The sequence below is a fragment of the Nonomuraea sp. ZG12 genome (assembly GCF_052068115.1).
Lineage (GTDB): Bacteria > Actinomycetota > Actinomycetes > Streptosporangiales > Streptosporangiaceae > Nonomuraea.
The window spans coordinates 220,360-243,794 of the sequence record NZ_JBQHCW010000001.1; the positions used below are offsets into that span (position 1 = coordinate 220,360).

The window sequence follows — 23,435 nt, forward strand, 5'->3', positions numbered from 1 at the left end:
CGGTGGCCTGCCGTCACACGTCGTAGTAGAGCTCGAACTCGTGCGGGTGCGGGCGCAGCCGGATCGGGTCGACCTCGTTGTCGCGCTTGTTGTCCATGGGTCCGGCGCCTCGATCTTGCTGCGGATGCCGAGCGGTCGATTGGGTAGAGTAGGAAAGTAAGACAATCCGACTCTCCTGCCTGGGAGTATCTTTGTCCATCACCTCTGTAGCCCGCGCCAAGGTACGGGCCAAAGCTCAGCTCACCGTCCCTGACGAGATCCGCCGAGCCCTCCACATCGGAGAGGGGGATGAAGTCGAGTTCACCGTGCACGACGATGGCACGGTGACGGTCCGTGGATTCGTATCGATCCCCACCGACCAAATATGGTTCTGGACACCGGAGTGGCAGGCTGGTGAGGGGCAAGCCGAGGCTGATATCGCGGCCGGCCGGACGACCTTCCACCGCTCTGCCGAGGACATGTTCGCTCATCTTGACGGCATCGACCTGGGTGAGGATGCCTGATGCCGACCTTCGCCACGGCGGACCGGTTCGAGCGCGACTGGAAGCGGCTCACAGCGGAGCAGCAGGCGAGGTTTCGCAAGGTGATCACTGAGGCGTTCGTCCCTGACCTCATCGCCGACGGTCCTTTTCGCGGCGGGCTTCGCGTAAAGGGCGTCACCGCCTATCCGGGGGTGTTCGAGATGACCTGGGCCCCCGATGGCCGTGCCACGTTCAGGTACGGCGACGAGCGAGTTCCCGGTGAGGTGCACATCATCTGGCGCAGGATCGGCACCCACGATATCTTCACCCCGCCGCCTGGGCCATAGATCGTTGTGACGGTTCGGGGCGCACGCGGTGGGCGTGGCGTTGGGGGCGGCCGTCATAGTCGGGTGCCTGCTCGGCGGTCTGTGGCTTCTTATGCGGGGCTGAGCTGCTTGCTGCCTTCATTTAGCTGATGCTGTTCACCCAGATGCCGATGGGAATGGACAGCGCGCCGGATATGAGCACGCCAGCGAAGAAGATGGCCAGTTCACGGCGCCAGGCGGCGCGAATGGTCGCCTTGGTCTCGCCAACGAGGATCTGTCGAATCTTCTCGGCCTCGTCCTTGTTGAGTTCGAGGAGTCGCTGTTGGCGCTCGGCTTCGGCGAGGAGTGCTTCGCGAGCGGCCTGCTGAGCTTCGACGTCGCGCCGTAGTTCGTCCATGAGGTCGGCGGCTTCGGTGATAGCGGTGTTGACGGCCTCGACGCGGTGTCGGAGTTGCTGACTTGGCTCGTCTCTGGCGTACTTCAGTTGTTGACGGAGCCGTATTGCTTCTTGGGTCACCCAGCCAGCCAGGGCGAACGACATCGTGAGAAGTGCGGCTAGGCCAGAGCCCAGGCTGAACCATGGGTCTATCTCCAGCACACCGAAGCCGGTGAGTCCAACGATGATCGTGAAGACGCAGAAGCTGAGGAAGGCGAGCCGCCGGAAGCTGCGGAGGGGCAAGGTCCGGGGCGGGGTGTTCTTGGCGGGCATTGCCCTATTGCATCGCGTGGTGGCCGGTTTTGAGGCGATGGTGGCCGAACGTTGATAATTGCTCTTTCAAGATCGACGCGAGGGGAACATAATCCAGTAGGCGGCTCCGCGAATCTTCGCATTCGTCGCGTTCCTGCGCATTTGGAACGCTGATCGCGCGGGTCGCGTGCGTCTCAAGTGCTCGCTGAGACGCGTTCTCCCCCTTGGGTGTGTCATTGGATAGGTCCGAATGGTGATCTTTTCAGCGTCCATAGACGTAGTGGGTGAAGTCAATACCGCCGATGACCTCACCGGTGTCGACCACGACCCATGCAATGCTGTCGGTCTGCCAGAAGCACTGGTTGAAGCGGGTGGGGCCGTACCAGCCTGTGGTCTCGTCCTTGCACCAGCTGGGTACCCCAGCGGCTCTTCTGCGGCGACCTTCGGCTTGGGCGGGAGGGTGCACATGAGCTTGTCCACCCCCTTGGCTCACAGACTGTTCAGCTGTTTCTTCACCTCTTTGCAGGGGCGGGAGGAGATTACCTTGATCGCTGAATTTGACTTCTTGCCGGCGCTCGTGTCCCGAGCTGCTGGGCTACTCGGGCGCGGCCTCCGTCAGCAAGGACGTCGACCGGGCGCTGCAGAAGACCGCCGAGCAGGAGCAAATGGCCTCGGAACAGCTCCTCAAGCTGGAGATCGACCGTCTCGACCGCATCATGGCCAGCCTGTGGAGATCGAGTCCGGGGACGACCTGTGAGCACGCCGGCGCCGACCCCGCTGGAGCTCTCCCCGAAGCAGTTGAGGGCGATCGGCGAGTCCACGGCCCGGCTTAACATCTGGTCGGGTGCCATCCGAAGCGGGAAGACTATCGCCTCGCTGATGCGGTGGATCATGTACATCGCCACCGCGCCCTGCGGCGGCTCGCTGGTGATCGTCGGCAAGGCGAGCGACACCATCGCCAGAAATGTGTTCGACGTGCTCACGGATCCCGCGATCATGGGGCCGATCGCGCGGCGGATCATCTACACACGCGGGGCGCCGACCGCCGCCATACTGGGCCGCCGCGTTGAGATCATCCCGTCGAACGACGCCTGGTCGGAGAACCGGCTGCGAGGCATGACCTGCGCCGGGGCGTACGTCGATGAGATCACCCTGATCGAGCGCGAGTTCTGGGACCAGCTCCTCGCCCGGCTCAGCGTCAAGAACGCCAAGTTGTTCGGCACCACGAATCGCGACGCGCCTAACCATTGGCTGAAGCGGCAGTTCCTCGACCGCAAGCACGAGCTCGACCTGCGGCACTGGCACTTCACGCTGGACGACAACACGGCTTTGGCCCCGGTCTTCGTCAAGGCGCTCAAGGCAGAGCAGCATTACACGGAACAGGCGGCGAGCTGATGACAACGGAACAGTTATCATCAGCTCGACCAGCGCAGAACGGCCCGGCACCGATCAGGGTGCCGGGCCGTTCTGGTCCGGTTTTGTTCCGGCTGACGTTGCTCAACAACTACAAGCAACGACAACCTTTCTCCAGCTCAGCGCCCGTTTCCGGGAAGATCGCCGAGGCCGGGAACCCCGCCGTCACACGTCGTAGTAGAGCTCGAACTCGTGCGGGTGCGGGCGCAGCCGGATCGGGTCGACCTCGTTGTCGCGCTTGTAGGCGACCCACGTCTCGATCAGGTCCGGCGTGAAGACGCCGCCCTCAAGGAGGTAGTCGTGGTCCGCCTCCAGGGCGTTGAGCACCTCGGTCAGTGAGCCGGGGACCTGCGGGACCTGGCGGGCCTCCTCGGGCGGGAGCTCGTAGAGGTCCTTGTCCATGGGCTCCGGCGGCTCGATCTTGTTGCGGATGCCGTCGATGCCGGCCATCAGCATGGCCGAGAACGCGAAGTACGGGTTGCAGGACGGGTCCGGCACCCGGAACTCGATGCGCTTGGCCTTCGGGTTGGAGCCCGTGATCGGGATGCGGACGCACGCCGAGCGGTTGCGCTGGGAGTAGACCAGGTTGACCGGCGCCTCGTAGCCCGGCACCAGGCGGTGGTAGCTGTTGACCGTCGGGTTGGTGAACGCCAGCAGCGACGGCGCGTGCTTGAGCAAGCCGCCGATGTAGTAGCGGGCCGTGTCGGACAGACCGGCGTAGCCGACCTCGTCGTAGAACAGCGGCGAGCCGTCCTTCCACAGCGACTGGTGGCAGTGCATGCCGGACCCGTTGTCGCCGAAGATCGGCTTGGGCATGAACGTGACGGTGTGGCCGTACTCAAGGGCGGTGCTCTTGATGACGTACTTGTAGAGCATCAGGTTGTCGGCCGTCTTGAGCAGCGTGCCGAACCGGAAGTCGATCTCCGCCTGGCCCGCCGTGCCGACCTCGTGGTGCTGCATCTCGACGTCGATGCCGCACTCGATGAGGTTGCGGACCATCTCCGAGCGCAGGTCGGTGAAGTGGTCCATCGGCGGCACCGGGAAGTAGCCGCCCTTGTAGCGCGGCTTGTAGCCGAGGTTGCCGCCCTCGGTGGCCTTGCCGGTGTTCCAGGCGCCCTCGATGGAGTCGATGTAGTAGTAGCCGGCGTTCTCGCGCGTCTCGAAGCGGACGTCGTCGAAGATGTAGAACTCGGCCTCCGGGCCGAAGTAGACCGTGTCGGCGATGCCGGTGCCACGGAGATACTCCTCGGCCTTGCGGGCGACGTTACGCGGGTCGCGGCTGTAGGCCTCGCCGGTCAGCGGGTCGTGCACGAAGAAGTTGATGTTGAGCGTCTTGTGCTGGCGGAACGGGTCCAGCACCGCGCTCGACGGGTCCGGCAGGAGCAGCATGTCGGACTCGTGGATGGCCTGGAAGCCGCGGATCGACGAGCCGTCGAACATGAGGCCGTCGGTGAAGACGTTGGCGGCGAAATTCTCAACCGGGAAAGTGAAGTGATGCGTCGTCCCCGGCAGGTCGGTGAACCTGACATCGACGAACTGCACCCCTTCGTCTCTGATGAACTTCAGGACGTCGTCGGCGGAGCTGAACACTCTCGAACCTCCCTGGGGACGGGCTATCAGCCCGACCGTACGGCGGGGCCGTTTCCATAGAGTGTCTCGATTGTTTCGCACGTGTTACGCGGATGGTCAGGTCGGCTGTGATCCCGCCGGCACGCGGAAGGCCGGGGGCGCGGTGTCCTGCGGCGTGGCCTGGCCGGGGGTTAGCAGCCCGGGGCGGAAGACGAGCACCAGCCCCGCCGCGGTGATCACCGCCAGCACGGCCGCCGCCGCGAACCAGGCGCGCGAGATCCGGCGGCCGGACCCCGAGGAGCGGGCCGCCCTGCCCGCCGCCGCTCGCATGCTGCGCCGCTCGTCCTCGCTGATCTGCGCCACCAACTCGTTGAAGCGCGCGTCCAGGTCGTCCCCATACGGCATGGCGTACATGATGGGCCCGAAGCGGCCCGCTTTGAAGCGCGGTTGGGTCACGATCCCGACCGGCCGCCCTGCCGGATACCGTGGAGCCATGAGCAGGAACGAGCCGCGCTGGACGCAGACCTGGCTCGGCGGGATGCGATCCGCCGGCGTCGACCTTGGATATCCGGGCCAGCGCCTGGGGCTGCCCCAGGAGGGCAGCGGGTCGATCGCCGGCTGGGGGCGCAGGATCGGCGCCCTGGTCATCGACTGGATGATCTGCACGTGGGCGATCACGCAGCTGCTGTTCAGGACCGACCCGGCCGCGTCGCCGTGGGTTCCGGCCCTGATCTTCGCGGTGCAGTATCTCGTCCTCGTCGCCCTCATGGGCCAGACCTTCGGGCACCGGCTGACCGGGATCAGGGTCGCGGCGATGGACGGCGGCGATCCGCGCCTTGTGCCGGTGCTGGTGCGCACCGTGCTGCTCATCCTCGCCGTGCCGGCACTGATCTTCGACCGTGACCACCGCGGCCTGCACGACAGGGTCTCCAACACCATGGTCGTCCGTATGTGATCTCCGGCGCAAAAACCGTACCGGGTATGAAAACGAACTCGGTATGGTTATGCTGCCGTCATGATGTCAGGGCTCAGGCAGCGTAAGAAGGAGCAGACGCGGCTGCGCATCGCGGAGGTGGCGCTGCGGCTGTTCGACGAGCGTGGGTACGACGCGGTGACGGTCAATGAGGTGGCCGAGGCCGCGGGCGTCGCCAAGGTGACGCTGTTCAGCTACTTCCCGACCAAGGACTGCCTGGTCCTCGACGGGATCCAGGACGACCCCGCCGGGATCGTCGCCGGGCGGCGGCCCGGGCAATCGCCCCTCGACGCGCTGCGCGAGCACTACCGCGCGGTCGCGGCCCAGGGCGTCGACGGCGTCGACGTCGAGCGGCTGCTGACCCAGGTCCGGGTGGTCTCCCGGACCCCGGCCCTCATGGCGGGCGTCTACCAGGCCCACATGGGCCAGCGCTACGAACTGGCCGCCGTGCTGCAGGCCGCCTTCGTGACGGCCGCAGAGGGCGCTGCCGCCGAGATCGCCGTCACGGAGGCCGCCGCCGAGGGCGTCGACCCCGCGCGCGCCGACGCGGAAGCCGGCGAAGGCCGCGAGGGCAGCCAGGGCGGTGAGTGCGTTGGGGGCCGCGAACGTCGAGAGGGTCAAGAGGGCCATGAGGGCGGTGAGGCGCGGGAGTTGGCGGCGCGGATCATGGCCGGGCAGATCACCGCGACGCTCACCACCGTCCAGGAGGCGTTCTTCCACCGCCTGGCCGCCGGCATGCCCCTGGAGGAGGCGGGACGCCGCCGGACGGCCGACGTCGAACTCGCCTTCGACCTCCTCGAAAACGGCCTTAAGCCGAAAAATGGAGATAAATCGTGAAAAAAGGGATCAACTACGACACCGGCTTCCTCCCCGAGCCGGACCGCTCCCGTAAGGTCTTCGACGCCGAGACCGTCCGCCGCGAGATGCGCGTGATCGCCGACGACCTGCACTGCCAGGTCGTCCGCGTCTCCGGCGCCGACCCCGCCCGCCTGTCCGTCGCCGCCGAGCAGGCCGCCGAAGCGGGCCTGGAGGTCTGGTTCGCGCCGTTCCCCGTCGACCTCCACCCCCAGGACACGCTCGACCTGTACGCCGAATCGGCCCGCCGAGCCGAGACCCTGCGCGCGGGCGGCGCCGAGGTGGTGCTGGTCGCCGGCTGCGAGACCAGCGCCTTCTGCCACGGCTTCCTGCCCGGCGACACCTACGGCGCGCGCATGCGCTCCATGACCACGGCGGACGCCGGGTGGTGGCAGACCGCCATCCCCCAGATCATGCCCGCCCTCAACGCCCACCTGGCGAAGACGGCCGAGACCGTCAGACCACTTTTCCACGGAAGGCTCACCTACGCCGCCGGCCCCTGGGAGTTCGTCGACTGGACCCCGTTCGACCTGGTCGGGGTGGACGCCTACCGCGCCGCCTACAACGCCGGCCACTTCCGCGAGGAGCTGCGCGCCCACTTCGGGCACGGCAAGCCCGTCGCCGTCACCGAGTTCGGCACCTGCCCCTACCGGGGCGCGGCCGACCAGGGCGGGTCGGCCTGGCTGGTGCCCGGCGACGCGGTCCCCGACGAGGGCGAGCAGGTCCGCTACCTGGAGGAGCTGATCGACGTCTTCGAGGAGGAGGGCGTCGAGACGGCCCTGTGGTTCACCTTCGCCGGCTACACCCGCCTCGGCGCCGCCGACCTCGGCTCCTACGGGGTCGTCAGGATGCTCGACGAGACCCGCTGGGAGCCCAGGGCCGTCTTCGGCGCGATGGCCGCTAGATATTCGAGCAGCTGAAGATGGCGGTGCCGGGCAGGTGCCTGCCGCGCAGCGGGCTCCAGCCGCCCCACAGCCGTTCGTGGCCCTCCGGCCATTCGGGCTCCAGCAGGCCCGTGACGGTCAGCCCGGAGGCGACGATCAGGCTCACCCAGTCGCCCATCGTCCGGTGGTGCTCGACGTAGGTGGGTGTGCCGTCCTCGTCGCGTTCGACGTACGGGGCGCGGTCGAAGTAGGACCGGTCGGAGGTCAGCCCGCGCGGCCCCGGATCGTCGGGGAACGCCCACCGGATCGGGTGGCTGACCGAGAACACGAACCGGCCGCCCGGCCTGAGCACCCGGCGCACCTCCCGGAGGACCGCCAGCGGATCGGCCACGAACGGCAGCGCGCCGAACGCCGAGCAGGCCAGGTCGAAACCGTCGTCGGCGAACGGCAGCGCCTCGGCGTCGGCCTGCGCCACGGGAATGCGCACGCCCGTGTCGAGGTCGATCCGCCGGGCGTGCAGCAGCTGCCGGTGGGACAGGTCGAAGGCCACGACCTGGGCACCCTGGCCGACCAGCCAGCGCGCACACTGGGCCGCCCCGCAGCCGATCTCCAGCACGCGCCGCCCGCGCACCTCGCCGAGCAGGCGGGCGTCGGCCTCGTCCACGCCCTCCGGGCACCAGACGAAGCCGGCGTCCCGCAGGAAGTCGCCGTGCTCCACCTGGTAGTCGTCGGCGTTGCCGTCCCACCAGCCCCGGTTGGCCCGCGAAGAGGACGAGGGCACTAGCGCATCTTGGGGCCGCGCGGCATGCGCACGCCCTTGGGCATCGGCCCCTTGGGCATCGGCATGTTCTTCGGCAGGGACCGCAGCCGGTCCTTGACCTCGTTGATGGCGGGCTTCTTCAGGTTGCGCGGCAGTTTCATGATGTGCCGCTGCAGCTTGGCCAGCGGCACCTGGCCCTCGCCGTCACCGCACTGGATGTCGTAGATCTCGATGCCCAGCACCACCCGCGCGACCCGCTTCTTCTCGGCCGCCAGCATCTTCGCCACCCGGGTGCCGGGCCCCTCCGACACCAGCACGACCCCTGGGTAGCCGATCACCAGGTGGATCAGGTCCTGGTCACGGTTGACCGCCATCGCGGGGGTCACCTGCCAGTTGCCGCGCATGCCCTGCAGCACCGCCGCGGCGGCGCCCGTCTGGCCGTGCAGGATCGAATACTGGGCCCGCTGCGCGAGCTGCCCGAACACGACGAGGCCGACCGTGAAGGCCGCCAGGATGCCCAGGAACACGGAATACCACAGATAGTCCGTGACCAGACCGATCACGACGACCACAGCCAGCGTGCCGACCGCCGAAAGGAAGACGATCGGCATTCCCTTGGGATTGGCCTGCTTGATGATCTTCGCGATCATACGGAGCTGCTTGATGCGCCCCGGCTTCTCTGGATCCTCGGACTTCGCCATGGAAGGAAGGATACAAACGAACCGGACAGGTGCGAGAACGCGGTGGCCGGATCTTTCACATGAGACGCGTTTCAAACCCCTTTTCGGGTACGGGCGCCGCGCGCGTCAGCGGTCGGCGGCGGCGCCCAGCCCTTTTGTCAGACCTTGACCGTCACTCCGGTCACCCCGGTCAGCCGGCGACGAAGAACTCCAGCAACTCCGGCACCAGCGCCTCAGGGGCCACACCGTGCGCCTGGCCCTCCAGGACGCGATGCGCCGCTTGGGGGAGTGCCCCGGCGACGGCCCGGCCCGCCGCGGCCATCCACGGCGGGCTGAGCTCGCCGTTCAGCACCAGCGTGGGCCGGTCGACGGTGGCGATCCGCCGCGCCGGCAGCTCGCTGCCCGGCCCCATCACGGCGGCCTCGTACGCCAGCGTGTGCGCCAGCGCCTCCAGGTCCGCCCAGGAGGGCGACGCGCGCATGTCCGCGACCAGCTCGGCGGGCACCTGCGCCGCCGCCACCATGAACAGCTCCACGGCCGCCCCCCGCCGCCCCTCCCGCACCAGATCGGCCAGCCGCGCGCCGAAGTCGTCCGGCAGGTCGGGCGCGTCCGGGCTGACGTGGTACGGCGGCTCCCACACCGCGAGCTTGACGACCTCGGGCAGGCGCGCGGCCGCCTCCAGCGCCAGCGCGCCGCCGGAGGACCCGCCGAAGACCATGGCGGCGCCGCCCGCGGCCGCCATCACCGCGGCCAGGTCCTCGATCTCGCGCTCCACCGCGTACGGCGCGGTGTCGCCGCTGTCACCCCGGCCGCGCCGGTCATAGTCGAACAGGGTGAACCACGGCGCCAGCGCGGTCGCCACCCCGGTGAGCGTCGGATGTCCCCGGCCGGTGAAGGCCCCGTGCACCAGGACGACCGCCGGCCCCGAGCCGCGCCGGTCGAAGACGATGGGTGTCCCGTCGGCGGAGATCGCCGTCCCGGTCACCGGATCCGCCGGGGGAGCGCTCCTGAGCTCCGTGCCCGCCTTACGGGCCGACCTCAACCTGCGGGCTGGACCAGGCACAGGACCTCCCAGTGGTGGCCGTCGAGGTCGGCGAAGGCGCGCTGGTAGCGGAAGGCGTCCTGCCTCGGCGGGCCGAGCGGGGTGGCGCCGGCCGCCAGCGCCTTCTCCGTCAGCTCGTCCACCTGGGCGGCGTTCTCGACGCCGACGACGAGGATCGCCTCGGTGCTCTTGGTCGCGTCACCGACCTCCTTGGCCGCGTAACCGGCGAACGTCTCCTCCGCCAGCAGCATGACCTGGGCGCCGTCGTTGATGATCACCGACGCCATGTCGTCGCCGGCGCCGAACATGGCGAAGCCCAGTTCGCCGAAGAACGTCTTCGACCGGCTCAGGTCCTTGACCGGCAGATTCACGAAAAGCTGCATTGCCCGTTCCTTCCGACTCAGGTGGTCCGCTGGTCGCGAACCTGCCTCCAGTCTGCGGATCGGGACGCCGCCGGTCTTGCATCCTGGCGCCGGTCGACTTGACGATGCGCGCACACCCGGATCAGCCGCGCATACCGGGCTCAGCCGGCCTCGCGGCGGTACTCGATCGGCGGCCGCCCGTACGCCCGGCGGAACAGGCGGCTGAAGTGGGCCGCGTCCGGCAGACCCCACCTGGCCGCGATGGCGCTCACCGGCTGGGACCGCAGCGCCGGATCGGCCAGGTCCTGGCGGCAGCGTTCGAGGCGGCGGTGCCGGATCCACGCCGAGACCGTCGTGTCGCGTGACTCGAACAGCCGGTGCAGGTAGCGCACGGAGATGTGGTGCGCGGCGGCGATGGCGGCGGGATCGAGGTCGGTCTCGCCCAGATGCCGCTCGATGAAGGAGTGCACGCTCAGCATCAGCGTCCGCTGCCGGGCTTCGGGGGACAGCGCCGGGAGCTGGTCGAGGCGCTCGGCCACGGCGGCGCTCACCAGATCCATCACCACGGCGGACAGCCGGGCCGCGCTGGCCGGCTGGTAGGTGTCGAGGTCGAGCGCCACCCGCCGCAGCAGCGGCGCGGCCAGGGCGCCCGCGCCGCCGTCGGACGTGATCGGCACCGCCGTGATCGCCGCCGCCGCGCCCGGAGGCAGCGCCAGCAGATCGTGGGGGAAACTGAAGACGGCGAGCTGCACGGCCGAGTCGTAGGCCAGCTCGTAGGGCCTGGCGAAGTCGTAGAGGACGAACTCGCCACGGTTGAGCCGGGCGCTCCTGCCGTCCTGCGCCAGCAGCGGGCTGCCCGATAAGGCCAGCACCCCGCGGTAGAGCTCGGGGCTGTCGCGGCGGATCAGGCCGGGCGTGCGGTGCACGCTGTGCGGCGTGGAGGTGCGCACCCGGCCGACGCCCACGTCGCCGAGCCGGCCGGCCTCGATCTCGCCGCGCAGCGGCGCGTCCGGATCGATCCGGACGTCGAGCGGGCCCAGGGTGTCGCACACGAAGCTCCGCCAGGCGTCGTGCCGCTGCGCGGAGGGCACGTCGCGGGTGCGGATCAGGACGGCCATGCGAGTCGCCTTCCTTCGACGCCTGTCATGGTAGCCAGATGAGCGGGCCCCGGGCATCCGCCCGGGGCCGTGCGCCTGTGGTCCGCCGGCCGGACGTCCGCCGGGCCGGGCGGCCAGGGGCGGCCGGGGGCAGCCAGGCGGCCGGGCAGGGCCGCCGGCGCGGTCAGGCCGTCTGGCGGGCCGCGATGGCCTGCTGGTAGAGCTTGCCCGCGCGGTAGGAGGAGCGGACGAGCGGGCCGGACAGCACCCCGGCGAAGCCGATCGCCTCGGCCTCGGCCTGCAGTTCGACGAACTCCTCCGGCTTGACCCAGCGCTCCACCGGGTGGTGGCGCGGGGTCGGGCGCAGATACTGGGTGATCGTCAGGAGGTCGGTGCCCGCGGCGTGCAGGTCGCGCATCGCCTCGACCACCTCCTCGCGGGTCTCGCCCATGCCGAGGATCAGGTTGGACTTGGTGACCAGCCCGGCGTCACGCGCGGTCGTGATCACGCCCAGGGAGCGTTCGTAGCGGAAGGCGGGCCGGATGCGCTTGAAGATGCGCGGCACCGTCTCGACGTTGTGCGCGAACACCTCGGGCTTGCTGGAGAAGACCTCCTCCAGCTGGTCGCGGTCGCCGTTGAAGTCCGGCACCAGCAGCTCGACGCCGCAGCCCGGCAGCAGCGTGTGGATCTGGCGGGCGGTCTCGGCGTAGAGCCAGGCGCCGCCGTCGGGCAGGTCGTCGCGCGCCACCCCGGTCACGGTCGCGTAGCGCAGGCCCATCTGCCGCACCGACTCCGCCACCCGGCGGGGCTCGTCGCGGTCGTACTCCTTGGGCTTGCCCGTGTCGATCTGGCAGAAGTCGCAGCGGCGCGTGCACTGGTCGCCGCCGATGAGGAAGGTGGCCTCGCGGTCTTCCCAGCACTCGTAGATATTGGGACAGCCCGCCTCTTCACAGACCGTGTGCAGGCCCTCCCGGCGCACGAGCGATTTCAGCTCGGTGTACTCGGGGCCCGTCTTCAGCTTGGTCTTGATCCACGGGGGCTTGCGCTCGATAGGGGTCTCGGCGTTACGCACCTCCAGGCGGAGGAGCTTACGGCCTTCAGGAGCAACGGTCACGATCCCACCTTACGTCTCGCCCGGCATGACCGCTCCGAGGGGGGACCTCAGGTGATGAGGCCGAAACCGCGCACCGCCCGGGTGTAGTGCCTGAGCAGCTCATCGTCGATGCGGTCGGACTCGGCCGAGCCGAGCAGCGTCGCGGCGGGGGAGCCGAAGACACTCGGCCCGGCCTGCTCGAAGCGGGCCAGCGCGCCCCTCCTGATCGCCGGTACGTTCTCCCCGCGCAGCACGGCCGCCTGCATGGGCGCCAGGTAGCTGGTGCCCGCCATGACCGCTTCGAGCTCCGCCAGGTCCTCGGCCGGCACCACCCGCCGCGCCAGCGCCAGCGTCCGCTCGCGCCGCCGGCCGTCGTCCGAGCGCGTCAGCCGGATCAGGCCGCGCTCCAGCAGCAGCACCGGGATGCCCAGCACGCGGCCGATCATCCGCCCGAACATGCCGGCCACCTCGTAGCCGGTGCTGGGGCTTTCCAGCGCGCCGACCGAGGCGGTGATCTTGGTCTGGGCCTCCTCGCGCGCCTTCAGCGGCGCCGAGCCCAGCAGGGCCCCGCGCCATTCGCCCAGGGTCCACAGGGCGCTCCGCACGATGACGTCGTCTCCGGCGGTGCCGCGCGCGTAGGCCAGGGCCAGCAGCGCCACCCGCTGGCGAGGCGGCAGCGCCAGCCACAGCGGCAGGCCGATCAACAGCACCGGCGTCCTGAGCGGGCCGACCCGCTCGTAGGTGGTGGCCGGCACCAGGTCCTCGACGGCGATCTTCCTGGGCCGCCCGATCCCCATCCGGTCGGCGACCCGCTCGGCGGTGCCGTACAGCTCCGGGGCGGCGGAGCGGTCGAGCACCTCGGCGTCGGCGGGCACCCGGCCCAGGCGCGGCCGCAGCAGCCAGCCGATCCCGATCAGCCCGCCGCCGATCAGCCAGCCGAAGACGAACTCGGAGTTGACCACGATGGTCCAGGAGCCGAGCACGACGAAGGCGAGCGTCAGCGCGTGTACGACGAGCGCGATGGCCAGAGCTGTGATCCGCTTCACAGCCCGATCGTAAGGCGGGTGAACGGGGAGGACCACCGCGTATCCGGTCAGCGGCGCAGCAGATCCTCTTCGTGCAGGTCGAACGGCTCCCTGCCGAGCGTCTCGGCCAGCCGCTTCTCGGCGATCGGCATGACCTCCTCGACCACGATCCGGCGGCCGGTCTCCGCGGAGAGCGAGGAGACGCCCACATCGGGCAGGCCGCACGGGACGATCCGGTTGAACCACCGCGGATCGTTCGCGCAGTTGAGCGCGAAACCGTGCATCGTGACGCCCTTCGACAGGCGGATGCCCACCGTGCCGAGCTGCCGGTCGGGCAGGCCGAGGCTGCTGTCGCCCACGGCCCATACCCCGGCCCTGCCGCGGACGCGCCGCGCCGTGACGCCGAAGTCGGCGCAGACCTGGATCATCATCTCTTCGAGGCGGCAGATGTAGTCGACCACGTCGGTGACGGCCACGATCGGATAGCCGACGAGCTGGCCGGGACCGTGCCAGGTGACCCGGCCGCCCCGGTCCACGTCGACCACCGGAGTGCCGTCCGTGGGCCGCTCGTGCGGGGCGGCGCGCTTGCCCGCGGTGTAGACGGGCGCGTGCTCCAGCACCAGCAGCGTGTCGGGGAGCTCGTCCGCGACACGCTTGCCGTGCACCCAGCGCTGCAGCGACCAGGCCTGCTCGTAGGGGACGTCGACGCCGAGGCGGACGATGGCGAGTGCGTGGGGATCGACCCCATGGGTGGGGCGCATGTGTCCATTGTGCCGTTCCCTCACCCTTGTAGGGTAATTCAGGATGTCAGCAACCGAGGTTCGATCCTGAACTCCTTGGTCCCTCCGGCCCCGTCGTGCTCCAGCTTGTAGGCGTAACCGTCGGGATCGGACGTCACCGCCTGGATGAACTCGGTGCCGACGTAGTGCAGCGCCACGCCCTCGTCGGCGGCGTAACCACCGGGCAGCTCGCCGTCGGCGATCGACCGCTGGAGCAGCGTCCGGCGCTGCGGGTCGGCGTTGTAGTGCACCCCGCACGAATAGGGCAGCAGGCCGAGCCCGTCGGACCAGGCCCGCAGCCGGGGGCCGAAGGAGTCGGTGTTGCCGCCGACGTGCCAGCACAGCGCGCCCGCGCTCTGCCCGGACAGCACCACGCCGGCCCGCCACGCCTCGTCGAAGACCTCGTCGAGGCCGTGCAGCCGCCACAACGCCATCAGGTTGGCGACGCTGCCGCCGCTGACGTAGATCATGTCCTGCTCCAGCATCCACCCCCGCGGATCCTCGACGTTGGGCATGGGGAACACGGTCAGGTGGCTCAGCTCCACGTCCCAGCCGGCGAACGCGCCGTACATCTTGAGCAGCCAGTCGGAGCTGTCGCCGGTCGCGGTGGCGAGCAGGCCGAGCTTGGGGCGATCCTGACCGGTCAGGTCAAGGCCGTAGCGCAGCAGCGGACTGGCCTCGACGAAGCCGTAGCGCCCGGTCGGCCGGAAAGATCCGCCCCCGATGGCAAGGATGTGCGACTGCCCTGACCTGGTCATGTCGGTATCTCCCCGTAAATCTCCCGAGCGAAGGACGAACAGCACACTAGAGTACGGCGCGCAGCGCATCGCCGAGACTGGTATGGGCGAAGCCGAAGCCGGCGGCTGTCAACTTCGCCGGCAGGATCCGGTGGCCGGTCAGCAGCTCCCGGGCGAACTCGCCGAGCCCGAGGCTGAGCGCGAAGCCCGGCACCGGCACCGGCATGGTGGGCCTGCGCAGTGCCGCCCCCAGCGTCCTGGTGAACTCGGCGTTGGTGACCGGGGTGGGGGAGGTGAGGTTGACCGGCCCGGAGAGCTCGGGCGTGTCGAGGACGCGCAGGGTCGCGTTCAGCCAGTCCTGCTCGGAGATCCACGACCAGTGCTGCCTGCCCGAGCCCAGCGGCGCGCCGAGCCCGATCTTGAAGATGGGCAGCATCCGGCCGAGCGCTCCGCCGCGTCCGCTGACCACGAGACCGGTCCGCAGCTGAGCGGTCCGTATCCCGAGCTCGCCTGCCGCTCTGGCCTCCGCCTCCCACCGCTCGCACAGATCGGGCAGGAAGCCGCTGCCCTTGCCCGCGCTCTCGTCGATCACCCGGTCGCCGGTGTCGCCGTAGAAGTCGATGCCGGACGCGGACACCAGCACCTCGGGCCGCTGCGGCAGCCGCCCCAGCGCGCCGACCAGCAGCCGGGTGCTCTCGACGCGGCTGCGGACGAGCTCGCTCTTGTAGGCCGCGGTCCAGCGCCGCCCGGCGATCGGCGCCCCCGCCAGGTGCACGACGGCGCGCGCGCCCGCCAGCGCCGCCGGGTCCAGCACCCCCTCAGAAGGCTTCCAGAACGCCTCGTCACCGTCTCGTGGCTCGCGCCGCACCAAGGTGACCACCCGCTCGCCGGCGCCCCGCAGCGCGGCGACCAGAGGCCTGCCCAGCAAGCCCGAAGACCCCGTCACGATGATCGTCATACGGGTCACACTAACGCCGCCGGACGCCGAGGGGCCGGCGGCGCGGCAGTCCGCGCCCCCGGCCCCTCGGCTCACCGGTCCCGCCCGTGGTCCGGCCGGCGATCCGGCCGATCCGGCCCGGCCCCCGAGCGGGACCTCGCTACGCGAGACCCAGCTGAGCCTCGAAGCGGCCCTCCTCCAGGCGGCGCTTGATCGTGGTCAGGAACCTGGCCGCGTCGGCGCCGTCCACCAGGCGGTGGTCGTACGTCAGCGCGAGGTAGACCATCGAACGGACCGCGATGACCTCGCCCTCGGGGGTGTCGATCACCACGGGACGCTTGACGACGGCGCCCGTGCCGAGCATGCCGACCTGCGGCTGGTTGAGGATCGGCGTGTCGAACAGGGCGCCGCGGCTGCCGGTGTTGGTCAGCGTGAACGTGCCGCCGGTGATCTCGTCGGGCGTCACCTTGTTGGCGCGGGTGCGCTCGGCCAGATCCGTGACCTTGCGGGCGAGACCGGCGAGGTTGAGGTCACCGGCGTCCTTGACCACGGCCGCGAGCAGGCCGCGCTCGGTGTCGACCGCGACGCCGAGGTTCTCGACGTCGAAGTAGGTCACCTCGTTGGTCTCGTTGTTGATCGTCGCGTTCAGCTTGGGGTGCTGCTTGAGCGCCTCGACGGTGGCCAGCGCGAAGAACGGGGTGAAGGTCAGCTTGACGCCCTCGCGGCGGAAGAAGTCGTCCTTCACCTTCGCCCGCAGGCGCGCGATCTTGGTGACGTCGACCTCGACGACCGAGGTGAGCTGGGCCGCCGTCTGCAGCGACTCCACCATCCGCTTGGCGATCGTCTGACGCAGGCGCGTCATCTTCTCGGTGCGGCCACGCAGCGTGGTGTCGACCTGGACCGGCTCAGGCTCGGCGGCCGGGGCCTGCGCCTGAGCGGCCGGGGCGGCATGAGCGGGAGCGGCCTGAACGGCGGCGGGGGCGGGCGCCGGGGCGGCCTGCTCACGCCGGCTCTTGGCGGCCTCCAGCACGTCCTGCTTGCGGATCCGGCCGCCGACGCCGGTGCCGGTGATCGCCTCCAGGTCCACGCCGTGCTCGTTGGCCAGCTTGCGCACCAGCGGCGTGACGTACGGGCTTTCACCGGAGGTGGGCAGCGGGGACGGGGCGGCGGCGGGCGCCGGGGCCTGCGGCGCCGGGGCCTGCGCGGCCGGGGCGGCGGGGGCGGGCTGCGGAGCCGGGGCGGGCTGCGCGGGCGCGGGCTGCGGGATCGAGGAGACGGGCGCCGGGGCGGGCTCCGGCTCCGGCTCCGGCTCGGGCTGCGCGGCGGGAGCGGCCTCTTCGGCCGGGGCGGCGCCGCCGGCCTGGCCGCTCTCGTCGATGACCGCCAGCTCGGCGCCGACCTCGACGGTCTCGTCCTCAGCCACGACGATCTTGGTGATGACACCCGCGGACGGCGACGGAATCTCGGTGTCGACCTTGTCGGTCGACACTTCGAGGAGCGGCTCGTCAGCCTCGACGCGCTCGCCCTCCTTCTTCAGCCAACGGGTGACGGTGCCCTCGGTGACGCTCTCGCCGAGCTGGGGCATCTGTACGGAGACCGGCATCGTTATCTTCTCTCGCGTTCTGATCTCGAGGGCTGGACTAGTTGTGTACGTGCAGAGGCTTGCCGGCCAGAGCCAGCATCGCCTCACCGACCGCCTCGGATTGGGTCGGATGTGCATGGATGAGCTGCGCCACCTCTGCGGGCAGCGCCTCCCAGTTGTAGATGAGCTGCCCCTCGGTGACGAGCTCACCGATCCGGCGGCCCACCATGTGGACGCCGACGACCGGCCCGTCCTTGCGCGCGAGCACCTTGACGGCGCCCGCGGTGCCGAGGATCTGGCTCTTCGGGTTGCCCGCGAGGTCGTAGACCTGCTCGACGATCTCGATGCCGCGCTCGGCGGCCTGTGCGGACGTGATGCCGACGGAGGCGACCTCAGGGTCGGAGTAGGTGATCCGCGGGACGCCGGCGTAGTCGATGGGCGGCGGGTTGAGGCCGGCGATGTGCTCGGCCACCATGATGCCCTCGGCGAACCCGGCGTGCGCGAGCTGCGGCGTGGCGATCACGTCGCCGATCGCGTAGACGCCGGGCACCGCCGTCTGGCAGTGCTCGTCGACGCTGACCGCGCCGCGCTCGATCACCACGCCGGCCTCCTCGAAGCCCAGGCCCGTCGTGACGGCCCCGCGGCCGACCGCGACCAGCAGGAGCTCGGCGTCCAGCGTCTTGCCGTTGGCGAGGGTGACGATCACACCGGTGTCGGTGGTCTTGGCGCCGTCGAAGAAGACGCCGAGCTCGTACTTGATGCCGCGCCGGCGGAAGGCCCGCTCCAGCAGCTTGGAGCTGGACTCCTCCTCGGCCGGCAGCAGGTGCGGCAGCGCCTCGACGATGGTGACCTCGGCGCCGAAGGAGCGGTAGACGCTGGCCAGCTCGACGCCGATGACGCCGCCGCCCAGCACGATCACCGAGGACGGCACCCGGTCCATCGTCAGGGTGTGCTCGCTGGTGATGATCCGCCGGCCGTCGATGTCGAGGCCGGGCAGCGACCGGGGCGCCGAACCGGTGGCCAGCACGACGTCGCGGCCTTCGTACACCTCGGAGCCCACCTGGACGCGGCCCGCGCCGGCGAGGCGGCCCTCGCCCTCGACCACCGTCACGCCGGCGGACTTCAGCAGCCCCTGCACGCCCTTCCAGGCGCGCGTGACGATCTTGTCCTTGAAGGCGTGGACGCCGGGGACGTCGATGCCCTCGAAGCGCGCCTTGACGCCGAACGACTCGCTCTCCCGGGTCTCGTCGGCGATCTCGGCGGAGTGCAGCAGGGCCTTGGTGGGGATGCATCCCCTGTGGAGGCAGGTGCCGCCGATCTTGTCCTTCTCGATCAGGACGACCGTCTTGCCGAGCTCGGCCGCCCGGAGCGCGCAGGCGTAACCGCCGCTGCCGCCACCTAGGACGACGATGTCGTAGGCCACAGGATGGCTCCTTGTCGGGGTGTTCGTGATGCCGTCATCTTTTCATTTGTTTCAGATGCTCGCGTGCCGCTCGGCGAGTCCGATCAGGGTCCGCGTGATGGCGCCGGTGCCGCCCTTGGGGGTGTAGCCGTGCGGCTCGCCCTTGTTGAAGGCGGGTCCGGCCATGTCGATGTGCGCCCAGCGGACCCCGTCGGGCACGAACTCCTTGAGGAAGATGCCCGCGGCCAGCATGCTGCCCCAGCGCTCCGGCTGGAGGTTGGCGATGTCGGCGACCGGGGAGTCGAGGCCCTTGCGCAGCTCCTCGGGCAGCGGCATGCCCCAGGCGCCCTCACCGGCGGCGCCGGCCGCCTCGACGACCAGGTCGCGCACGGCGTCGTCGTTGGCCATGACGCCGGCCGTGCGCCAGCCGAGCGCGACGATCTGGGCGCCGGTGAGGGTGGCCACGTCGACGATCAGGTCGGGGCCGTCCTCGGCGGCGCGGGCGATGCCGTCCATGAGGACCAGGCGGCCCTCGGCGTCGGTGTCGAGCACCTCGACGGTCTTGCCGCTGTAGCTGTGGATGACGTCGGAGGGGCGCTGGGCGGTGCCGCTCGGCAGGTTCTCCGCCAGGCAGAGGTAGCCGACGACGTTGACCGGGAGGCTGAGGCGCGCGATGCCGACGAGTGCCCCGAAAACGGCTCCCGCGCCGCCCATGTCGGACTTCATCCAGTCCATCGACGCCGACGGCTTGAGCGACAGGCCGCCGGAGTCGAACGTGATGCCCTTGCCCACGAACGCCAGCGTCTTGGCGGCGTCGGGGTGGGTGTAGGAGAGGCGGACCAGGCGCGGCGGGTTGACCGAGCCCTGGCCGACGCCGATGATGCCGCCGTAGCCGGCCTCCTTGAGCCGCTGGTCGTCGAGCACCTCGACGGTCAGCCCGGCCTTGCCGCCGGTCTGCTCGGCGATCTCGGCGAACTTGGCGGGCCACAGGTCCGACGGCGGCGTGTTGACCAGGTCGCGGACCAGGGTGACGGACTCGGCCAGCACGCTCGCGCGCTCGGCCACGCCGTCGGTCACGCTGCCGTCCGCGCCGGAGACCACGGTGAGCTCGGCGACCGGCGCCTTCTGGTCGTCACCGGTGCGGTAGCGGGCGAAGGAGTAGGCGCCCAGCAGCGCGCCCAGCGCCACGGCCTCGGCCTCCTCGGCGGAACCGGCCGGCAGCACGAGCGCGGCGCGCGTGGTGCCCGCCAGGGAGCGGACGGCAGCGCCCGCGGCCCGGCGCAGACCCTCGGCGTCCACTGACTCGCCCACGCCCACCGCGACCAGCACGGGCGCGGTCACGGCGCCGAACGTCGGCAGCTTGGCCAGCTCTCCGGCCTTGCCGGTGAATCCCACGGAGGTGAGCGAGGTGGCGAGCTTGCCGCCGAAGGCGGCGTCGAGTGCTTCGGCGCTCACGGCCGGGCTCGGGCCTCCGGCGCCCGGCCGGAAGGCGACGACGAGCGCATCGGTGTCGAGAGAGACTGGATCTGCTGAGTTCAGCCGCACAGTGGTCACGTAAACCGATGCTATCCACGGTTTCTCCGTACTCACAAACAGGGGTTCATCCCACCAATAATCGGCAAGCGTTCATGACGACATGGTGCTAGTGTCATTAGCACCATGTTGCTCACCCTTGATCTCAACGACGCCCGCCCTCTGCACGAGCAGGTCGCGGGCGCGATCCGGCGCGCCATCGGCGAGGGCTCCTACACGCCGGGCGACCGGCTGCCCTCGGCCAGAGACCTCGCCGAAGCGCTCGGCATCAACTCCAACACCGTGCTTCGCGCCCTGCGCGACCTGCGGGAAGAGGGCCTGCTGGAGTTCAGGCGGGGGCGCGGGGTCAGCGTCGCGCGCCAGGCCGACGGGCGCGCCCTGATCCGCGAGCGGGCGCGCGAGCTCCTGGAAGAGGCCAAGAGGTACGGCTACCGCGCCGAGGACGTCATCACGATTCTGAAGGAGCTCCCATGACCACCCGCGATTCCGGCAGAGTGCCCGCGAGCGTCATCGCCGCAGTCTGGGGAGTGGTCGTCACGGCCGCGTTGATCACGGCGCCCCTGATGCTGCGCGACCGGCTGCCGGAGCCGCTGGCCGTGCACTGGGGGCCGGGCTCGACGGCCGACGGCGCCGCGTCCTTCGCGGTCTTCGTGGGCATGCCGGTGGTGTTGTGGGCGGTGCTCTGGGCAGTGCTGTTCACCGCGGCGGTGCGCGGCCTGTCCCGCAGGTCGGCCCGCGCCGCCTGGTGGGCGGGGCTCGTCGGTGGCGCCCTCTTCGCGCTCGGCCTGAGCGGCATGACCCTGCTGGCCAACCTCGACGTGGCCAGCTGGACCGAAGCGGTTCTGCCGCTCTGGGCGCCCCTCGCCCTGGTGGGCGTGCCGACGGCCGTGGGGGCGCTCGGGGGATACCTCGGCAGAGGCGCCCCCCACGAGCGGGACGCCGCCGACCGGCAGCCGCCGGTGCTCAGGCTCAGGCCCGGCCAGCGCGCGGTCTGGGTCAGCAGGATCAGCAACCCCTGGCCCCTGGCCGTCGCGGTCGTGGCGGCGGTCGCCCTGTTCGCGCTCGGCGCATTCGAGATCACCGGTGTCCTCACCGGCCCGGTGGTCGCCGGCCTGCTGCCCGCCCTCGGCGTGGTGCTGCTGGCCGGCCTGTTCGTCTCGTCGCTCACCGCCCGTGTCGCCGACGACGGCGTGGCGCTCGGCTTCGGCCCGCTCGCGTGGCCCAAGCGCAGGATCCGGCTCGCCAAGATAGACAGAGCCTGGACCGAGGAGAGAGCCCCGAGTCAGGTGGGCGGCTGGGGTGTCCGCGGGCTGCCCGGCTCCGCCACCATCATGCTGCGCGGCGGCGAGTGCCTGGTCATCGGCTACCGCTCCGGCGGGCAGCTGGCCATCAGCGTCGACGACGCCGAGCGCGGCGCCTCGCTCATCAACGCCCTCGTCTCCGAGAGGACCGCCGCGTGAGGCCGCTGGCCGCCTTCCTCGTCGCCGCCTTCGGCCTGTCCTGGGTCGTGGCGCTGCCCCTGTGGCTCGGCGACGGGCTGCGCACACCGCTGGTGGGGGTGCTGGCCGCGCTGATGATGTTCACGCCCACCGTGGGCGTGCTCGCCGCGTGGGCGTTCAGCCGGACGCCGGTCCGCCAGTGGTTGCGCGAGACCGGGCTGACCCTCGGTGAGCACAAGGGCCGCACGGCACTGCTCGTGCTCGCCGCGTGGCTGGGCGTCCCCCTGCTGGTGGCGCTCTCGGTGGCGGCCAGCGTCGCCGTGGGGGTGCTGGAGGTGGACCTCGACGGCCTGAGCCTGTTCCAGGCGCAGCTCCGCGCCCAGGGCCTGCCCGTCCCGGAGAGCCTGACCTCGATCGCCGTCACCCAGGTCGTCGTCGCCGTGCTGATCGGCCCGGTGCTCAACGCCATCCCGGCGCTGGGCGAGGAGTGGGGCTGGCGCGGCTACCTGCTGCCCAGGCTCGCCGGCACGCGCGGGACGGTGGCCGGGCTGCTGCTCTCCGGCGCGATCTGGGGCCTGTGGCACGCTCCCCTGACCCTGCTCGGCTACAACTACCCCAGCCTCGGGCCGTGGGCCGCCCTCTACTTCACCGGCTTCTGCGTCCTGGCCGGCGTGGTGTTCGGCTGGCTGCGGCTGCGCTCGGGCAGCGTGTGGCCGGCGGTCGTGGCACACGCCTCCCTCAACGCCGTCGCCCCCGTCACCCTGCTGCTCGGCGACGCCGCGGCGCCACCCGATCTGGTGGTGGCGGGGCTGAGCGGCGTGGTCGGCTGGGTCCTGCTCGCGGCGTGCGGCGCGCTGCTGCTGAAGATCTTCCCGGTACGGACTCCGCAACCGGCCTCCTGAGGGCGCCCGCGCCTGCGCACCGTCAGCCGAGCACGGCCCAGACCGCCAGCGTGGTGGCCGTGCCCGTCTCCACCAGCGCGCCCAGGACGTCGCCGGTGATCCCGCCGAGCCGCCGCCGGGCGTGGCGGAGCAGCAGCAGAGCCGCGCCGAGCCCGGCCAGCAGGGCCACGGTCGGCGTCAGAACCAGGGGCTCGGGTGGGCTCGGGGCGGTGAGGGAGCCGGGCCAGGTCGCCAGGCCCAGGGCCAGGCTGCCCAGCAGGGCGGCCAGGGTGACGAGCCAGGCCACGTGCGTCCGTACCGTGCCCGCGACCATCGCGCCCAGGCCCTCGTCGCGGGCGGCGGGGACTCCGTGCCGGCAGGCCCACACGAGGGACAGGCGGCCGGTCACGCACGCCGTCACCAGCGCGGCGGGGCCCGTCTCGGACACGGCGGCGGCCTGGACGAGGAGCATGAACACCAAGGTCATCACGCCGAACGGCCCGATGTCCGACTTTTTCATGATGTCGAGCGCCTGGGGGGCGGGCTTGCCGCTGCCCAGGCCGTCGGCCAGATCCGCCAGGCCGTCCAGGTGCAGCCCCCGCGTCAGCACGGCCAGCAGGCCGAGGGCCAGGGCGGCGCCCAGCAACGGCGGGCCGGGCAGCAGCAGCGCGAGCGCCGCCACCGCGCCGAGCACCAGCCCCACCACGGGCGCCACCGCCATGGCCCGCCCCGCGACCCGGCGATCCACCCGCTCCACCCGGACCGGCCACACACTCAGCGTGCCGACCGCCAACCGCACCCCGTCCATCAGCGCGCCGCGAACGCCGGACGCCGCCCCCACACCAGAACGGCTCGGCCACCGGACAGAGACCTTCCAGAGAGCGGACGTCGCGAGTGTTCGGACGCGGCGCGTACGG

The 23,435-nt window shown here is 70.8% G+C and carries 26 protein-coding genes; 9 read left to right on the forward strand and 17 right to left on the reverse strand.

All coding sequences use genetic code 11. The features are described 5' to 3' along the window. Positions 1-191: 191 nt before the first annotated feature. Both ACTMTF_RS00930 and ACTMTF_RS00935 read left to right on the forward strand, forming a co-directional pair. The gene (locus ACTMTF_RS00930) at positions 192-503 is read left to right on the forward strand and encodes an AbrB/MazE/SpoVT family DNA-binding domain-containing protein (RefSeq protein WP_397001273.1); all 312 of its coding nucleotides are present in this window, start codon (positions 192-194) and stop codon (positions 501-503) included. Then, the gene (locus ACTMTF_RS00935; RefSeq protein WP_397001271.1) at positions 503-808 is read left to right on the forward strand and encodes a hypothetical protein; all 306 of its coding nucleotides are present in this window, start codon (positions 503-505) and stop codon (positions 806-808) included. Before ACTMTF_RS00930 ends, ACTMTF_RS00935 begins: the two co-directional genes overlap by 1 nt. Before the next feature lie 121 nt (positions 809-929). Here ACTMTF_RS00935 and ACTMTF_RS00940 read toward each other — a convergent pair whose 3' ends face one another. Next, entirely contained in the window at positions 930-1,496 is a 567-nt protein-coding gene (locus tag ACTMTF_RS00940; RefSeq protein WP_441108781.1) for a hypothetical protein, read from the reverse strand. Positions 1,497-2,228: 732 nt separating this feature from the next. On the opposite strand from ACTMTF_RS00940, the gene ACTMTF_RS00945 reads away from it, so the two are divergent. Further along, positions 2,229-2,870: a hypothetical protein gene (locus ACTMTF_RS00945; protein ID WP_441108782.1), complete on the forward strand. Its 642-nt coding sequence runs from the start codon at positions 2,229-2,231 to the stop codon at positions 2,868-2,870. Positions 2,871-3,053: 183 nt separating this feature from the next. On the opposite strand, the gene glnA is transcribed toward ACTMTF_RS00945, so the two are convergent. Continuing rightward, the gene (glnA, locus tag ACTMTF_RS00950; RefSeq protein ID WP_441108783.1) at positions 3,054-4,478 is read right to left on the reverse strand and encodes a type I glutamate--ammonia ligase; all 1,425 of its coding nucleotides are present in this window, start codon (positions 4,476-4,478) and stop codon (positions 3,054-3,056) included. Positions 4,479-4,574: 96 nt separating this feature from the next. Next, positions 4,575-4,862 carry a hypothetical protein gene (locus ACTMTF_RS00955; RefSeq protein ID WP_397001264.1) on the reverse strand — a complete coding sequence of 96 codons (288 nt, stop codon included), beginning with the start codon at positions 4,860-4,862 and terminating at the stop codon, positions 4,575-4,577. A gap of 88 nt (positions 4,863-4,950) precedes the next feature. On the opposite strand from ACTMTF_RS00955, the gene ACTMTF_RS00960 reads away from it, so the two are divergent. From ACTMTF_RS00960 to ACTMTF_RS00970, 3 genes are read left to right on the forward strand one after another with little or no spacing between them, the layout of a single operon-like run. Beyond that, on the forward strand, positions 4,951-5,412 hold the full coding sequence (locus tag ACTMTF_RS00960; RefSeq protein ID WP_397001262.1) for an RDD family protein: 462 nt from the start codon (positions 4,951-4,953) through the stop codon (positions 5,410-5,412). 60 nt (positions 5,413-5,472) lie between these two features. Further along, the gene (locus ACTMTF_RS00965) at positions 5,473-6,267 is read left to right on the forward strand and encodes a TetR/AcrR family transcriptional regulator (protein ID WP_441108784.1); all 795 of its coding nucleotides are present in this window, start codon (positions 5,473-5,475) and stop codon (positions 6,265-6,267) included. Then, positions 6,264-7,205, forward strand: coding sequence for a hypothetical protein (locus tag ACTMTF_RS00970; protein ID WP_441108785.1), 942 nt, complete (start codon positions 6,264-6,266; stop codon positions 7,203-7,205). Before ACTMTF_RS00965 ends, ACTMTF_RS00970 begins: the two co-directional genes overlap by 4 nt. Here ACTMTF_RS00970 and ACTMTF_RS00975 read toward each other — a convergent pair. The 13 genes from ACTMTF_RS00975 to ACTMTF_RS01035 form a co-directional block, all read right to left on the reverse strand. Beyond that, positions 7,186-7,950, reverse strand: coding sequence for a class I SAM-dependent methyltransferase (locus ACTMTF_RS00975; RefSeq protein WP_441108786.1), 765 nt, complete (start codon positions 7,948-7,950; stop codon positions 7,186-7,188). The two genes, ACTMTF_RS00970 and ACTMTF_RS00975, sit on opposite strands and share 20 nt — an antisense overlap. Continuing rightward, positions 7,950-8,630, reverse strand: a complete 681-nt coding sequence (locus ACTMTF_RS00980) for a DUF4191 domain-containing protein (protein WP_441108787.1) — start codon at positions 8,628-8,630, stop codon at positions 7,950-7,952. The genes ACTMTF_RS00975 and ACTMTF_RS00980 overlap by 1 nt, the downstream gene beginning before the upstream one ends. 169 nt (positions 8,631-8,799) lie before the next feature. Beyond that, positions 8,800-9,672 (reverse strand): alpha/beta fold hydrolase, encoded by an 873-nt coding sequence (locus ACTMTF_RS00985; protein ID WP_441108788.1) that lies wholly within the window; start codon positions 9,670-9,672, stop codon positions 8,800-8,802. Next, positions 9,648-10,034: a VOC family protein gene (locus tag ACTMTF_RS00990; protein ID WP_397001250.1), complete on the reverse strand. Its 387-nt coding sequence runs from the start codon at positions 10,032-10,034 to the stop codon at positions 9,648-9,650. The genes ACTMTF_RS00985 and ACTMTF_RS00990 overlap by 25 nt, the downstream gene beginning before the upstream one ends. A 140-nt stretch (positions 10,035-10,174) precedes the next feature. Continuing rightward, positions 10,175-11,131: a helix-turn-helix domain-containing protein gene (locus ACTMTF_RS00995; protein WP_441108789.1), complete on the reverse strand. Its 957-nt coding sequence runs from the start codon at positions 11,129-11,131 to the stop codon at positions 10,175-10,177. A gap of 163 nt (positions 11,132-11,294) precedes the next feature. Then, complete coding sequence (lipA, locus tag ACTMTF_RS01000; protein WP_441108790.1) at positions 11,295-12,224, reverse strand: lipoyl synthase; 930 nt, start codon at positions 12,222-12,224, stop codon at positions 11,295-11,297. Positions 12,225-12,271: 47 nt separating this feature from the next. Continuing rightward, positions 12,272-13,249 carry a M48 family metallopeptidase gene (locus ACTMTF_RS01005; protein WP_441108791.1) on the reverse strand — a complete coding sequence of 326 codons (978 nt, stop codon included), beginning with the start codon at positions 13,247-13,249 and terminating at the stop codon, positions 12,272-12,274. Positions 13,250-13,296: 47 nt separating this feature from the next. Continuing rightward, the gene (gene lipB / locus ACTMTF_RS01010) at positions 13,297-13,989 is read right to left on the reverse strand and encodes a lipoyl(octanoyl) transferase LipB (RefSeq protein ID WP_397001242.1); all 693 of its coding nucleotides are present in this window, start codon (positions 13,987-13,989) and stop codon (positions 13,297-13,299) included. Positions 13,990-14,027: 38 nt separating this feature from the next. Next, the gene (locus ACTMTF_RS01015; RefSeq protein WP_441108792.1) at positions 14,028-14,765 is read right to left on the reverse strand and encodes a Type 1 glutamine amidotransferase-like domain-containing protein; all 738 of its coding nucleotides are present in this window, start codon (positions 14,763-14,765) and stop codon (positions 14,028-14,030) included. A gap of 46 nt (positions 14,766-14,811) precedes the next feature. After that, positions 14,812-15,702 carry a TIGR01777 family oxidoreductase gene (locus tag ACTMTF_RS01020; protein ID WP_441108793.1) on the reverse strand — a complete coding sequence of 297 codons (891 nt, stop codon included), beginning with the start codon at positions 15,700-15,702 and terminating at the stop codon, positions 14,812-14,814. 139 nt (positions 15,703-15,841) lie between these two features. Further along, positions 15,842-17,284 (reverse strand): 2-oxoglutarate dehydrogenase, E2 component, dihydrolipoamide succinyltransferase, encoded by a 1,443-nt coding sequence (sucB, locus tag ACTMTF_RS01025; protein ID WP_441108794.1) that lies wholly within the window; start codon positions 17,282-17,284, stop codon positions 15,842-15,844. 37 nt (positions 17,285-17,321) lie between these two features. Then, entirely contained in the window at positions 17,322-18,686 is a 1,365-nt protein-coding gene (lpdA, locus tag ACTMTF_RS01030; RefSeq protein WP_397001234.1) for a dihydrolipoyl dehydrogenase, read from the reverse strand. A 51-nt stretch (positions 18,687-18,737) separates the two neighbouring features. Continuing rightward, on the reverse strand, positions 18,738-20,219 hold the full coding sequence (locus ACTMTF_RS01035; RefSeq protein WP_441108795.1) for a leucyl aminopeptidase: 1,482 nt from the start codon (positions 20,217-20,219) through the stop codon (positions 18,738-18,740). 105 nt (positions 20,220-20,324) lie between these two features. On the opposite strand from ACTMTF_RS01035, the gene ACTMTF_RS01040 reads away from it, so the two are divergent. Genes ACTMTF_RS01040 through ACTMTF_RS01050 form a run of 3 tightly spaced genes read left to right on the forward strand, consistent with a single transcriptional unit; the run spans position 20,325 to position 22,539 of the window. Beyond that, positions 20,325-20,672, forward strand: a complete 348-nt coding sequence (locus ACTMTF_RS01040; protein WP_397001230.1) for a GntR family transcriptional regulator — start codon at positions 20,325-20,327, stop codon at positions 20,670-20,672. Continuing rightward, entirely contained in the window at positions 20,669-21,658 is a 990-nt protein-coding gene (locus ACTMTF_RS01045; protein WP_441108796.1) for a hypothetical protein, read from the forward strand. The genes ACTMTF_RS01040 and ACTMTF_RS01045 overlap by 4 nt, the downstream gene beginning before the upstream one ends. Beyond that, positions 21,655-22,539: a lysostaphin resistance A-like protein gene (locus ACTMTF_RS01050; protein ID WP_441108797.1), complete on the forward strand. Its 885-nt coding sequence runs from the start codon at positions 21,655-21,657 to the stop codon at positions 22,537-22,539. Before ACTMTF_RS01045 ends, ACTMTF_RS01050 begins: the two co-directional genes overlap by 4 nt. 22 nt (positions 22,540-22,561) lie before the next feature. Here the strand turns inward: ACTMTF_RS01050 and ACTMTF_RS01055 are convergent, their stop codons facing one another. Continuing rightward, positions 22,562-23,359 carry an adenosylcobinamide-GDP ribazoletransferase gene (locus tag ACTMTF_RS01055; protein ID WP_441108798.1) on the reverse strand — a complete coding sequence of 266 codons (798 nt, stop codon included), beginning with the start codon at positions 23,357-23,359 and terminating at the stop codon, positions 22,562-22,564. Positions 23,360-23,435: the final 76 nt, after the last annotated feature.

What these genes read in the sequence shown, in the direction of transcription:
- ACTMTF_RS00990 (WP_397001250.1), bottom strand. Translation starts at nt 10,034, where the DNA reads ATGCAGCTTTTCGTGAATCTGCCGGTCAAGGACCTGAGCCGGTCGAAG.
- ACTMTF_RS00940 (WP_441108781.1), bottom strand. Translation starts at nt 1,496, where the DNA reads ATGCCCGCCAAGAACACCCCGCCCCGGACCTTGCCCCTCCGCAGCTTC.
- ACTMTF_RS01015 (WP_441108792.1), bottom strand. Translation starts at nt 14,765, where the DNA reads ATGACCAGGTCAGGGCAGTCGCACATCCTTGCCATCGGGGGCGGATCT.
- ACTMTF_RS00955 (WP_397001264.1), bottom strand. Translation starts at nt 4,862, where the DNA reads ATGCCGTATGGGGACGACCTGGACGCGCGCTTCAACGAGTTGGTGGCG.
- ACTMTF_RS01045 (WP_441108796.1), top strand. Translation starts at nt 20,669, where the DNA reads ATGACCACCCGCGATTCCGGCAGAGTGCCCGCGAGCGTCATCGCCGCA.
- ACTMTF_RS01040 (WP_397001230.1), top strand. Translation starts at nt 20,325, where the DNA reads ATGTTGCTCACCCTTGATCTCAACGACGCCCGCCCTCTGCACGAGCAG.
- ACTMTF_RS00960 (WP_397001262.1), top strand. Translation starts at nt 4,951, where the DNA reads ATGAGCAGGAACGAGCCGCGCTGGACGCAGACCTGGCTCGGCGGGATG.
- ACTMTF_RS01020 (WP_441108793.1), bottom strand. Translation starts at nt 15,702, where the DNA reads ATGACGATCATCGTGACGGGGTCTTCGGGCTTGCTGGGCAGGCCTCTG.
- ACTMTF_RS00980 (WP_441108787.1), bottom strand. Translation starts at nt 8,630, where the DNA reads ATGGCGAAGTCCGAGGATCCAGAGAAGCCGGGGCGCATCAAGCAGCTC.
- ACTMTF_RS00965 (WP_441108784.1), top strand. Translation starts at nt 5,473, where the DNA reads ATGATGTCAGGGCTCAGGCAGCGTAAGAAGGAGCAGACGCGGCTGCGC.
- lipB (WP_397001242.1), bottom strand. Translation starts at nt 13,989, where the DNA reads ATGCGCCCCACCCATGGGGTCGATCCCCACGCACTCGCCATCGTCCGC.
- ACTMTF_RS00935 (WP_397001271.1), top strand. Translation starts at nt 503, where the DNA reads ATGCCGACCTTCGCCACGGCGGACCGGTTCGAGCGCGACTGGAAGCGG.
- sucB (WP_441108794.1), bottom strand. Translation starts at nt 17,284, where the DNA reads ATGCCGGTCTCCGTACAGATGCCCCAGCTCGGCGAGAGCGTCACCGAG.
- ACTMTF_RS00995 (WP_441108789.1), bottom strand. Translation starts at nt 11,131, where the DNA reads ATGGCCGTCCTGATCCGCACCCGCGACGTGCCCTCCGCGCAGCGGCAC.